Source organism: Corynebacterium sp. HMSC062E11, from assembly GCF_001811845.1.
Taxonomy (GTDB): Bacteria; Actinomycetota; Actinomycetes; order Mycobacteriales; family Mycobacteriaceae; genus Corynebacterium; species Corynebacterium hesseae.
Map to the genome: position 1 here is coordinate 23,441 of NZ_KV806792.1, position 11,337 is coordinate 34,777.

General features: G+C 60.7%; 10 protein-coding genes and 6 tRNA genes. 9 read left to right on the forward strand and 7 right to left on the reverse strand.

Translation table 11 applies throughout. From position 1 onward, the window contains the following. Positions 1–20 precede the first annotated feature (20 nt). The 3 genes from HMPREF2822_RS05490 (at position 21) to dxs (ending at position 4,023) form a co-directional block, all read left to right on the forward strand. Complete coding sequence (locus HMPREF2822_RS05490; protein ID WP_180952040.1) at positions 21–731, forward strand: DUF3159 domain-containing protein; 711 nt, start codon at positions 21–23, stop codon at positions 729–731. Continuing rightward, positions 724–2,019 carry a class I SAM-dependent RNA methyltransferase gene (locus tag HMPREF2822_RS05495; protein ID WP_070522045.1) on the forward strand — a complete coding sequence of 432 codons (1,296 nt, stop codon included), beginning with the start codon at positions 724–726 and terminating at the stop codon, positions 2,017–2,019. The genes HMPREF2822_RS05490 and HMPREF2822_RS05495 overlap by 8 nt, the downstream gene beginning before the upstream one ends. A gap of 105 nt (positions 2,020–2,124) precedes the next feature. After that, a complete protein-coding gene (gene dxs, locus HMPREF2822_RS05500) occupies positions 2,125–4,023 on the forward strand; it encodes a 1-deoxy-D-xylulose-5-phosphate synthase (RefSeq protein ID WP_070522048.1) in 1,899 nt (632 codons plus the stop codon). A 19-nt stretch (positions 4,024–4,042) separates the two neighbouring features. Here dxs and HMPREF2822_RS05505 read toward each other — a convergent pair whose 3' ends face one another. Both HMPREF2822_RS05505 and HMPREF2822_RS05510 read right to left on the reverse strand, forming a co-directional pair. Next, on the reverse strand, positions 4,043–5,266 hold the full coding sequence (locus tag HMPREF2822_RS05505; RefSeq protein ID WP_070522051.1) for an HRDC domain-containing protein: 1,224 nt from the start codon (positions 5,264–5,266) through the stop codon (positions 4,043–4,045). Between the two features lies 1 nt (position 5,267). After that, positions 5,268–5,882, reverse strand: a complete 615-nt coding sequence (locus HMPREF2822_RS05510) for a DUF3000 domain-containing protein (protein WP_070522234.1) — start codon at positions 5,880–5,882, stop codon at positions 5,268–5,270. A 175-nt stretch (positions 5,883–6,057) separates the two neighbouring features. Here HMPREF2822_RS05510 and hemQ point away from each other — a divergent pair, with 175 nt between their 5' ends. Continuing rightward, a complete protein-coding gene (gene hemQ, locus HMPREF2822_RS05515; protein ID WP_070522054.1) occupies positions 6,058–6,759 on the forward strand; it encodes a hydrogen peroxide-dependent heme synthase in 702 nt (233 codons plus the stop codon). Positions 6,760–6,815: 56 nt separating this feature from the next. On the opposite strand, the gene msrB is transcribed toward hemQ, so the two are convergent. The 5 genes from msrB to HMPREF2822_RS05540 form a co-directional block, all read right to left on the reverse strand. Further along, positions 6,816–7,229, reverse strand: coding sequence for a peptide-methionine (R)-S-oxide reductase MsrB (gene msrB, locus HMPREF2822_RS05520; protein WP_070522057.1), 414 nt, complete (start codon positions 7,227–7,229; stop codon positions 6,816–6,818). Next, positions 7,226–8,422 carry a glycosyltransferase family 87 protein gene (locus HMPREF2822_RS05525; protein WP_070522060.1) on the reverse strand — a complete coding sequence of 399 codons (1,197 nt, stop codon included), beginning with the start codon at positions 8,420–8,422 and terminating at the stop codon, positions 7,226–7,228. Before HMPREF2822_RS05525 ends, msrB begins: the two co-directional genes overlap by 4 nt. 11 nt (positions 8,423–8,433) lie before the next feature. Next, positions 8,434–9,084, reverse strand: coding sequence for a dihydrofolate reductase family protein (locus HMPREF2822_RS05530; protein ID WP_070522063.1), 651 nt, complete (start codon positions 9,082–9,084; stop codon positions 8,434–8,436). Positions 9,085–9,150: 66 nt separating this feature from the next. Continuing rightward, complete coding sequence (locus HMPREF2822_RS05535; protein ID WP_083306815.1) at positions 9,151–10,038, reverse strand: TDT family transporter; 888 nt, start codon at positions 10,036–10,038, stop codon at positions 9,151–9,153. Positions 10,039–10,307: 269 nt separating this feature from the next. Beyond that, positions 10,308–10,382, reverse strand: a tRNA-Val gene (locus tag HMPREF2822_RS05540). Positions 10,383–10,738: 356 nt separating this feature from the next. On the opposite strand from HMPREF2822_RS05540, the gene HMPREF2822_RS05545 reads away from it, so the two are divergent. The 5 genes from HMPREF2822_RS05545 to HMPREF2822_RS05565 all read left to right on the forward strand — a co-directional run bounded on the left by HMPREF2822_RS05545 (position 10,739) and on the right by HMPREF2822_RS05565 (position 11,261). After that, positions 10,739–10,814, forward strand: a tRNA-Gly gene (locus HMPREF2822_RS05545). A 31-nt stretch (positions 10,815–10,845) separates the two neighbouring features. Next, a tRNA-Cys gene (locus HMPREF2822_RS05550) sits at positions 10,846–10,916 on the forward strand. Positions 10,917–10,948: 32 nt separating this feature from the next. Next, positions 10,949–11,020, forward strand: a tRNA-Val gene (locus HMPREF2822_RS05555). Positions 11,021–11,058: 38 nt separating this feature from the next. Next, positions 11,059–11,134, forward strand: a tRNA-Gly gene (locus HMPREF2822_RS05560). A gap of 55 nt (positions 11,135–11,189) precedes the next feature. Then, positions 11,190–11,261: transfer RNA gene (locus HMPREF2822_RS05565), tRNA-Val, on the forward strand. Positions 11,262–11,337: the final 76 nt, after the last annotated feature.

An 11,337-nucleotide genomic window follows, 5' to 3' on the forward strand; every position in this document is an offset into this window, starting at 1 on the left:
CGCCCGCCTCTGAGGCCTCCATGGACTCCACGAATACTGAGACACCACAACAGACTGCAGCAGCGACTCCAGCGCCTGAGGCAGAACCGTCGCTGCTCGAACAAATGGGAGGCCTGACCGGTCTGGTGTCTGCGACCCTGCCCGTGCTGGTGCTCATTCCGGTTAACAACATGTGGGGCCTGGGGCCTGCATTGGCCGCAGCGCTCGGTGTGGCGCTGGCCATCAGCCTGTGGCGTTTGGCGCGCAAAGAGACGTTGCAGCCAGCATTTTCCGGGTTGCTGGGTGTCGCCATCTGCGCTGGTATCGCGTGGTTTACAGGAGACGCCAAGGGCTACTTCCTTTATGGAATTTGGATGTCGCTCGTGCTGTTTATCGTGGCGGTTGTCTCCATCATCGTGCGCTGGCCGCTTGTCGGCGTGGTGTGGAAAGGCCTCAACGGCGATGGCATGGGGTGGCGAATCGTGCCGAAGGCACGGCGAGCCTATGCCTTGGCAACGGCGGGTTGGGCCGCGGTCTTCATCGCCCGTTTCGTGGTGCAGCGCGCGCTTTACGACGCCGATGCCACCACCACCCTCGGCATCGTTCGCATCCTCATGGGGTGGCCGCTCACCGGCATCGTCACCATCTTGACCGTCTGGATGGTTCGCCGTGCCAACGCCGCGGTGGAGGAATCACAGGGCGTAGAAGGAACACAGAGCTCCGAAGACACCAAGGAGAGGATCCATGACTGAGAGTGCTTACAACGCTGCTGATTCAAGCGTTGTCAAAGGGGCGTCCTTCGACACCACCATCGAACGCATGGGGCACGGCGGTGTCGGAATCGGTCAGGCGCCCGACGGGCGCGTGTGTTTCGTCCCCAGTGCTTTCCCGGGCGACCAGGTGAGGGCGACAGTTACCAAGGCGAAGAAGTCCTTCGTGGAAGCGGAGATAATATCCGTCCTCCAGCCAGGTGAGTACCGCGTCGAGTCTTCGTGTCCCGCGGCACAGCGCGGTGCAGGTTGCTGCGATTTCGCCGAGCTAAATCCTGCGGCGGAACCAGGAATCAAGGCCGCCGTCTTGCGCGATCAACTACATAGGGTGGCCCGGCTTGAGGATGTGCCCGAGATTGAGGCTATCGATGTCGCACCGCAGCGCGGGTGGCGCACGAGGGTACGGCTGGGCGTCGACAAGCAAGGCCGTGCCGGTGTGCGCAAGCGCGGCTCCACTGAGCTGATTACAGACGTGGCGTGCAGCCAGCTGGTGCCGGGCCTCGTCGCAGGTCTGGTGGGGCCTGGTGCTCGCACCTTTAGCCCTGGCGCGGAGGTTATTGCGGTCATGGACAGCGATGGCAACCGCCACGTCGTCGAGACACGGAAAGCACCGCGCGGCCGGCGCATAGAGACTATCCGGGAAGTAATCGAGGCCCCGACCGAGGACGTCGTGCAGCGTGCCGACGGTCACGAGTTCCGTTTCCCGGCCACCGCCTTTTGGCAGGCGCACGTGGGCGCGCCTGACGTGTACACCAGTCTCGCACGCGAGTGGCTTGCTGTGGAGGCGGGAGAAAGCAGTGCCGCAGATGAATCCGCGGTCGACGCAGTGGCTTGGGATCTCTATGGAGGGGTAGGGCTTTTCGTTCCTGCTCTGGCTGAGGCCACGGCGCCCCAGGGCGGACACACCACCGTGTTTTCTGTCGATTACTCGCCGGCGGCTGCGGCGGCACAGCCGGGTCTTGCAGCGTATGACGTGCACTTTCGCACCGACAAGGTGGAGCAGGTAGCGAGCCAATTGCCAAAGCCAACGACGGTGGTTTTGGATCCGCCGCGCACCGGTGCTGGCCGGGATGTGGTGGCCGCAATTGCTGAGGCAGCGCCGCAACGCGTCCTGCACATCGGATGCGATCCCGCTACCTTTGCCCGAGATATCGCCGCGTGGTCTGAGCGCGGCTACCGCATACAGCGCTTAGCAATGGTGAATGCTTTTCCCGGAACGCACCACTTTGAAACCCTGGCGCTATTGGTCCCCGCGGCACAGGTGGCATAGCTTTCGCTTCGAGTGCTGCCGGGGCAATGATTGACGTGTCACGTGTGTTAGCGGGTACGGTGGTAGAGAAGAAAACGATCGATGAAGGGGTTTAAGGCAAGCTCTATGGGCATTCTGGATTCCATTCAATCACCAGGCGATCTCAAAGCCCTGAGCAAGACGCAACTGGGTGAGCTCGCGGCGGAGATTCGCCAGCGCTTGATTGAGAAGGTGTCCGCTACCGGCGGTCACCTTGGCCCTAATTTGGGTGTTGTGGAGCTCACTGTGGCGATCCACCGCGTCTTCGATTCCCCGCGAGATCCCATCGTCTTTGACACCTCCCACCAGGCATATGTGCATAAGATGCTCACAGGCCGTGCTGATCAATTCGATACGCTGCGCCAGAAGGGCGGCTTGTCTGGCTACACGGACCGCGGGGAATCTGAGCACGACTGGACGGAATCCTCCCACGCCTCGGCGTCACTGTCCACGGTGGACGGCCTGTCCAAGGCCTTCAAGATTCGCGGTGAATCGCACCGCAATGCCGTGGCGGTTGTCGGTGACGGCGCCCTGACGGGTGGCATGTGTTGGGAAGCGCTCAACAACATTTCTGCGGATAAAGACCGCAACGTTGTCATCATCGTGAATGACAATGGCCGCTCCTATTCACCGACCATCGGCGGACTCTCAGAGAACCTTGGGCGCATCCGCGCGCAGCATGGCTATGACGAGTTCATGGCGCTGGGCAAGAAGCGCCTGAAGTCCATGGGCTGGGTAGGTGAGCGCACCTTTGACGCTTTGCATGCGGTCAAGGAAGGCGTGAAGTCCACCGTCCTGCCCACCGAGATGTTCCCAGAACTGGGCATCAAATACATTGGTCCGATTAACGGACACGATATCGACGCCGTGGTCCGGGCACTGAGCTACGCCCGCGACTATGACGGCCCCATCATCGTGCATACGGTCACGGAGAAGGGCCACGGCTTCGCACCAGCGGTCAATGAGCCGAAGGACCAGATGCACTCCACAGGGGCTATCGATCCAGTCACCGGTGTGTCCAAAGGACAGAAGCAACCGGGATGGACTGCGGCCTTCTCCGAGGAACTCATCAAGGCCGGTCATGCCCGCGAGGATATTGTGGCGATAACCGCCGCTATGGCAGGCCCAACGGGATTAGCTCCATTCCAGGAGGAATTCCCAGAGCGCTTCTTCGATGTCGGAATTGCAGAACAACATGCCATGGCCTCTGCGTCAGGCCTGGCGCTGGCAGGTATGCACCCGGTGGTGGCGGTGTATTCAACCTTCCTCAACCGCGCAGTGGACCAAGTGGTCATGGACATCGCGTTGCTGAAGCTGCCCGTCACCATCGTTCTCGATCGCGCCGGTGTCACAGGATCCGATGGTCCCTCGCACAATGGTGTCTGGGACATGGCGCTGATGAGCATCGTCCCGGGTATGCGCATCGCCGCACCGCGCGATGGTGCCCGCTTAAGGGAGCTCTTCAATGAAGCAATTGCCATCGAGGATGGCCCGACGGTAGTGCGCTTCCCTAAGGGCAACCTGCTGGATGATTGTGAGGAGCTCAAGCGCCTCGATGATGGCGTCGACATCCTGCGCTATTCCGATGCTGCTGAATCAGCGGCCGACGCAACGGATGTTCTGATCGTCTCCATCGGCGCCATGAGTGCCCGATCCCTGGGGGCCGCCGAGCGGTTGGAAGCCGAAGGCTTCAACGTGACCGTCGTTGATCCGCGCTGGCCGGTTCCGGTCCCACAATCCATTATCGCGCTGGCTGCGGATCATGACCTCGTGGTCACGGTGGAGGACGGGATCCTGCGTGGCGGCGTGGGTTCCATGGTGGCCGAAGCACTCGATGCTGCCGATGTGGATACCCCCGTGCACCGACTCGGCGTGCCGGGCTGTTTCCCCAAGCACGCCAGCCGCGGTGAGGTTCTTGAGGAATTCGGGCTGACTCCGGAGGGAATCGCAGAGTCCGTCAGCGAGTGGGTAGCTGCCCGCAGCTAAGAACGCGGGGGAGTGGGCGCTACTGCTCCAGCCCGTGGCACAAAAGCGGGGAGGCAAGCTCGATTTGCCACTCGCGCGCGCCCTGGGAACGTAGGAAATCGGGGATATCCGAAGCGTTTGTGATTTCCCCGGCGACGCCACCCTCTGGGCCACACGCCGCCCACACGGCCATGCGTAGCAGGCTGGGTTTGAGAATGAGCTCGTAGCTCATGCCGAGCTCATCGCCGAGGTCCTCGAAGTCACTACGGATTTCGGTGTAGAGCTGCCACAGTTCGGGGAACTCCCGGCTAAAAACTGATTTGGAAGGAACCGGGCGCGGGCTGCGCAGTACCTTCGGCCATTGCTGGCGCGGGCTGGCCAGTGCGGTTTCAACCGCGTCGAGCCACCGCAAGGTCGCACCCCCGCGGCGTCGGGGAAAACCCTTGATTTGGTTGATTTCGCGTGGCGAGCGGGGCACGCGGCGAGCAATGTCCACCAACACGCGGTGCGGTAGCACTCGGTTGGGTGCCACGTCCTGGGTGCGCGCGATAGATTCGCGGCGCTGCCACAGCTCGCGAGCCACGGCGAGCTGCTCGCCGGAGCGAAGCGAGGACACGCCCTTGAGATCCCGCCACGAGCGGGGCTCGGGGCCTTTAATGCGCGCGTGGTCGTCGACTATCTTCTCAAACTCCTCATAGGCCCAGTCGAGTTTTTCCTCCTCCGCGAGGATATCGCGCAAGGTCACAGCGAGCTCATTGAGTAACTCCACGTCAAGCGCCGCATAATTGCGCCACGACCGGGGAATGGGGGTTTCGGACCAGTCGGAATCGCCGTAGCCTTTTTCCAATTGGACGTCGAAAAGCTCCAGCACCATTGCTGCCAAGTTGGGGTGGGCAAAGCCGGCGAAGCGGGCGGCCAGCTCGGTATCGAAGAGCCTGCCTGGGTACAAGCCCAGCCAGGCTAGGCAAGGAAGATCGGAGGGGGCCGCATGGACGACCCATTCTTGGCCGTTGAGCACCGGTGCTAAGGCCGCGCGAAGCTCAGTCCTGTGGTGTTCCGGGGCGAGCAAAAAAGTGCCCGCACCTTCTCGGCGAATCTGTACTAGGAACGCGCGATCGTCATAGCGGTAAGCTGACGCGCGTTCGGTGTCGATGGCGAAGGGGCCAGTTCCAGCTGCCAGGCGGTCGGCGGCGGCGTGAAATTCACGGGGAGAAAGCAGGACCTTTGGTGTTCCGTCAACCGGTACCTGGCGCAGTTCAGTCATGTTAGCGCCCGAGCTCCGCTACGCCTTCTGGTGGCAGCCCTGCAACGAGGGAAAGAACTTGCGCAAAAGCTTCCACGTGTGGGGCGAGATCTAGGCCGGCGGCGGTCCAGGAGGCGCGCATTTCTAGTTGGTAGGCGCGCGGCGGGCCGCCGATCTCGCCGAATCGAACCGAGGCGGTCGACGTGACGGTGCCGCCCAGGTTCGTATGGGTCGCCTCGCGCACGTCGAGGGATTCGGTAAGCCATTCCCAGGCGACGTCGGGAAGCAGCGGATCCCCAGCGACGGCATCGTCCAAGTCTGCTTGGATGTAGGCCACGAGGCGCATTGCGCCTTCCCAGGCCTCCTCAGCGCCGGGATCGTGGAGCAGGATGAGGCGGCCGAAGGCATCGCCGTCAGAGTCGGTGGGAATGATGGCCCCGTGCTCGTTGCGTTCAACTTCCAAGCCGATGGCGTGGCTAAACGGTGCCAGCCGCTGCGGTGGGCGGATGGTGCCCAACGTGATTTCTGGGCGCAGCTGTGCGGCATGGAGAGACTCAACGGCCTCCGTGAAGGCGGCCGGGGTGCTCGGCTCCGCAGGGCGCGAATCGGCGGGGGAGGCGGCGGCGCGATCGTGCAGGTTGGTCGGTGCCCCTGCGAGGTTGCGCGAAGAAACGTCGGAATTGCTCACGGGGAACAACGTATAAGCTCCGCCCTCGTGGCGGTGGAAGGCGCGCCGAAGGCTAGTGGCGCGAGGGGTCGTCTCCAACTTATGATGGATGCGAAACTCTGTCGGTTGAAAGAAGGAGAAAGGCATGTCGAAGGTCAACTTCGCCGAGCTCAATAAGGTCCAGCGCTATTCGCAGCACGCGGTTTTTCAAGTAATCCCCGGTGCGCTGGGCACCGAGCGCGAGGAGATCGTGGCGCAGGCACAGAAGTTCTTCGCGGATTTGGAGGAAGCAGGCGTGGTTACCGTTCGCGGTATCTATGATCTCTCCGGGATGCGGGAGAGCGCTGACTTCATGATCTGGTGGCACGCTGAGGAATTCGCCGACATCCAGAAGGCCTTTGCGGACTTCCGCCGCGAGACCGTCCTGGGCCAAGTATCTGAGGTGACCTGGGTGGGCAATGCACTGCACCGCCCAGCGGAGTTCAACAAGTCCCACCTGCCGTCCTTCATTATGGGCGAAGAGCCCGGCGAGTGGATTTCCGTCTACCCCTTCGTGCGCTCTTATGACTGGTACACCATGGATGAGGAAAAGCGCCGCCGCATCCTCATGGAGCACGGCATGCAGGCACGTGATTATCCGGACGTGCGCGCGAACACTGTGCCGGCCTTCGCGCTGGGTGACTATGAGTGGATCCTGGCCTTTGAGGCTCCGGAACTGCACCGCATCGTGGACCTGATGTACCTCATGCGTTACACCGAGGCTCGTCACCACGTGCGTGAGGAGATTCCTTTCCACACCGGCCGTCGCGTGAAGGACGTGGCGGAGCTCATCGCGATTCTGCCTTAAGAGCCGCGATAATTCGCGGTAGCTGCCGCGAAAGGCGCCGGAAGCCGGTTGAGGGTTTAGTCCTCGACCGGCTTTTCTTCTAGATCGAGGCAGATGGAATTGATGCAGTAGCGCAGGTCCGTCGGCGTATCGTAGCCCTCCCCTTCGAAGACGTGGCCGAGGTGGGATTCACAGTTAGCGCACAGTACCTCGATGCGGCGCATTCCCAGCGAATTGTCTTCGCGCTCAATGATGGCGTCGCCGGCCAGAGGGGAGAAGAAGGACGGCCAGCCGCAGTGCGACTCAAATTTTTCCGTGGAGCGGAAGAGCTCAGCACCACAGGCGCGGCAGGAGTACACGCCTTCGGTAGTCGTGTTGGTGTACTCGCCGACGTGCGGTGCTTCCGTTCCGGCCTCACGCAGAACGTGGTACTCCTCGGGGCTTAACCGCTTGCGCCATTCGGTATCTGCAATGAGCTTGAAATCAGTCATGCTGGGAGTTTATCGCTAGCTTGAGGCTTTGGGCTAGTGCCTCGCTCCGCGGACCACCAGCCGGCCACGGTGGTGGCGGTCACCACGATGAGCAGTCCCCACCCAATGGTGGCGATGAAGACGCTCATCCAGTGTGCGGCGGTGGGCATGCTTGTCGACGTCCACTCGAGCGGCGCCAAGAATAAAAATGCGGCCAACCATGCTCCCCACGTGTGGAAGACCGAGCGCCCGAGCATCACCGTAAACAGCATGGGGATAAGCCACATGGAGTAGTACTGCTGACCCAGGGAGGAAAGGAAGAAGATGCCGACCATGATGGCACCACTTGTGCTCAGCGCCCAGAAGGTGGGCTCGCTGTTGCGCCAGCGTAGAAGCCCGAGGATGGCCACTGCGGCTAGCGCCGCGAAAAGGAGCCAGATGGGGTAGTAGATGATGCCGGGGAGATCGAAGTAAGCGCGCACGCCCGGCCACGAGGCATTGGCATAATCGCGCGTTGTCGCCAGGTAGGGAAGAAGATTGGCGCGGAAGCCTTCCACGCCCGGGACGATCGGCCAAGCAGCAAGGTTGCTCACTAGCGGTATAGCCACGCCCAAACCTGCAGTGAGCCAGCGCTTGCGCACTAAAGCGAGGAAGAGCAGCGGGGCAAATTGCGGCTTAACCAGAATCGCCAGACCGATGCACAGCCCGGCGGCCCATCCGTGTTTATCCAACAAGACTAGAAACGCCACCATGGCGAGTAGTAGCACGCCGTTTATATTGGTAAAGACCAACGTGTTGATGACCGATTCGGTAGCGAAGGCAGCAGCGACGCTGACTGGCCACAAGGGGCCTCGCAGGCTGTGGCCTACGAAGCGAGTCAGTAGGGCCAAGGCGGCGACGATGGCCGCGGCGTTGGCCAGGATGAAGGCGATGCGCGCGTGTTCCTCGGAAACAAGCCCCAAGGGGGATAGGAGGAGCGTTGCGCCCGGGTTGTATAGGTAGAGCGGCTCGACGAAGGAATAGTTCTGTTCGTAGACCGGGTTGCCCTCCCACAGGTTCCGGATTGCGCGGTAGACGGTGCCGAAATCATCGGTCACCGTGCCGTTGAAGGCGAGCACGAACACGCGATGGAAAACCAAGACTATGGCGGCGGGCCACGCGGCGGCCGTCCACAGTCGCGCGGAATCTGAGGTTGAGGGAGCCGGAGAAGTCACGGCAGCACAGTTTACGGTGTTTGGGTTCGTCGATAGCGCAGAAACACCGTGCTGTCGACAGCAGCAACGTTCTCCAACTCGAACTTGAGCGCAGGGGAGGTGGCTTTGCCATCGACGACGGGCTTTTCGACGGAGGGCGATAGGTGCGGGTCGAGCGTCAAATAGAGCTTGTCCACAAGCCCTTCGGCGATTAAGGCGGAATACACGGAAGGGCCGCCCTCACAACTGATGCGGCGCGCGCCCCGGGCGCGAAGGGCTGAGATTGCCTCGCTCATGGTGCCGGTACCTGTGCTGATGACTTCGGCGCCGGCGTCGGCTAAGCGCCGTGCCTCGGGTGACGATGCGCGTTCCTCCGGGGTAAGAACAATGGGGCCGGAGGCTATAAACTCTTCGAACCCGGCAAAGTCAAGGGAGTGACTGAGTACGGCGAGCCGCGTGCTTGTCGACGGTCCGTACTCTTCCGACTTCACCGTGGCTGAGCCGACGACGGCAATGTCGGCCCACTCGCGCAGTGCAGCGAAGAGTTGAGCGTCGGTGCCGTTGCCCATTGGCCCTGAGGTTCCATCGATGGTGGCGGAGCCATGGAGAGTACTCACCGCAATCAAGCGGATTTCTTCTCGGTCGGGCCCCATGAGGTGTTTTATCAGAGCAGTGTCACTCATGGCGCCCCACGGTACCTGAAATGTCGACGACGGCTTAGGGCGTGGGATTGGCCGGAGCGTATGTGATCAGGCGCGTTGGAACCGCCATGTGCCGAAGCGCAGCGCAGAGGCTCCCCAATGCAATAGCAGGAGCACCAATAAAGCAAGGGACAACCGGTGCCAGCCTTCATCCCAGGAGCCAAGGCACAAAGTGCCGACAGGGAATGTGGAGCCCCACCAGCCTGGGCCATAAGGGGCCCACGCGACTACCGCTTGGTAAAAGCAATACATTGCGAATACTACGCAGGGCGCACCAATGATGAACATGATGATGCCGTAGATGTGGGCGTTAAAAAGCAGTGTCGAGGCCGCCGTTGACTGTCCAACCACGCCGAGCGGGATCCATGCCGTACCCGCAGCCGCCTCGCGCGGCCTATCTTGACGGCGTGCTAAAGACCAATAGCAATAAGCGAACAGCGGAATTGCGGTGATGAATGTGAGGAAGAAGCACAGCTCACCGGCATAGTGGTAGAACTGCCCGTGATTGATAGCCAGTTGACCCGCGGAGGTCGCCGCCACCATGGGGGAGACCAGCGCCAGCCCCCAAGGAAACGCGGGCTTGTCGTAGTGGTGCTGCTGTTTGAACAACCCCCACAGCTGCCACAGACAGACCACGACCGAAAGCGGTGCGCCAATCCACCAACTTGCCAACTGGAAGGCATCGGTTCCGGTCAGCGCGGTCCATGCCGAGCCGCACGCCAGCAGGCCCATCGTGTACATGCCCCACCCAGCCATATTCTGGTGCCGAGGCGGTTCATTTTTCGTTCCCACGGTAAAAATCACCAGCAGAACAGCTGCGATAAGAGCAAAAACGATTTGGCCTATGCGTAGACCATGCAAACCCGACAAAGTTGACGCAATTGAGGTTCCCATCAAGGAGCCTGCCCAGGCTGGGCCGTACTTTGGCAACTGCACATCTATCACCCTATGCCTGCACGTGTTGCTATTGAACCATTATGGAGTTATCGGGTAACTTCGCGCGGGGGCAGGTCCAATATCGTGCAGGCTTTATCAACCATGCCGTGCCCCAACGGGTTGAGCTATCGTGTCTGGCTTTCTTGGCCAGTTTCAGGAACAATGAGAAAATACCCCCGCGTGAACAGATAAATGCGGATTCGTTTTCCGCATAGTATCCACGCGGAGGCTTGTGTTATACGCTGCACGTCTTTTACCTGCAGCTTTAATGGTGGTCCTAGCTGGGATTGAACCAGCGACCTTTCCGGTGTGAACGGAACGCTCTCCCACTGAGCTATAGAACCTCGGTGCAGCACTTAAGGTACACCGCGCGTATGGAAACCCCTAATCGTCCAGCTCAACCGTGCTTTCAATTACTCTGCGTGCATTTACTCTGGTTGGTTGCTCGCGACTGTAAGGGTGTAGTGGCTACTCAGGGCTGTGCGAGAACGGATGGATCTTGGAGTTCTCCCGACAGTACTAGTGTGTTCCTAGTGCAATCATGCGCAATCACTGTAACCGCAGTCTCAATCACATTAATGTAATCCATGCGCTGTTGGATGGTTGGGGATTAGTGCTGTGGGCTGCGGATTTGGAAACTGGGTCGGTGCACGATAAAGTTTCTTCTCGCACCACGGCATACCAGCCGGGTACGTGCAATGCGGATGTAGCGCAGTTGGTAGCGCATCACCTTGCCAAGGTGAGGGTCGCGAGTTCGAGTCTCGTCATCCGCTCCAGCACATGTAGTGTGTGAGGCGGTATCGCCACGGTGGAATGGCCGAGTGGTGAGGCAACGGTCTGCAAAACCGTGCACACGGGTTCGATTCCCGTTTCCACCTCAAAAGCTGGCGCCCAACTTTGGGTGCTGTGAGCGCGTTTAGCTCAGCGGGAGAGCGCTTCCCTGACACGGAAGAGGTCACTGGTTCAATCCCAGTATCGCGCACAAGGACTTAGTCCTAGAAACCGGGCCTGGTTTCGAATGCGGATGTAGCGCAGTTGGTAGCGCATCACCTTGCCAAGGTGAGGGTCGCGAGTTCGAGTCTCGTCATCCGCTCCAAGGCTTTCTTGATGCTAGAGGGATTCTCGAGCAAAAAGCCTTGATAAATGGATAAGCGCGATTAGCTCAGTGGGAGAGCGCTTCCCTGACACGGAAGAGGTCACTGGTTCAATCCCAGTATCGCGCACAGGGAGTTCCTTATGGACTCCGTGACAAACTCCGGTTTGTCGCGCGGATGTAGCGCAGTTGGTAGCGCATCACCT